General features: G+C 64.1%; 1 pseudogene. It reads right to left on the bottom strand.

Going from position 1 to position 237, the window contains the following annotated elements:
* Window positions 1-153, bottom strand: a pseudogene (locus tag SB751_RS35225) (MBL fold metallo-hydrolase); the annotation flags it as partial.
* Between the last annotated feature and the right edge of the window lie 84 nt (window positions 154-237).

A 237-nucleotide genomic window follows, 5' to 3' on the forward strand; every position in this document is an offset into this window, starting at 1 on the left:
GGCCGGAAAAGGCAAGGGCGCCCAGTTGCGCAAACGCAGGTTCTTGGTGCCCTGGAACAGCCCGCAGTCGATCAGCACCCGCTTGCCTTGCGCTTCGAGCAAGTAGCGCGAGCCGGTCACGGTTTGCGCCGCACCCAGAAAGGTCAGCTTCATCATGCACTCCCTCTCAACGCGCCCCACGGCGCCTCCGAGACAGATTGCAGCGCGCTTCGCTGTTGCGCGGTTGATCTGCGTCAG

It is taken from the genome of Cupriavidus sp. SIMBA_020 (assembly GCF_046535395.1).
GTDB classification, from domain to species: Bacteria; Pseudomonadota; Gammaproteobacteria; order Burkholderiales; family Burkholderiaceae; genus Cupriavidus; species Cupriavidus campinensis.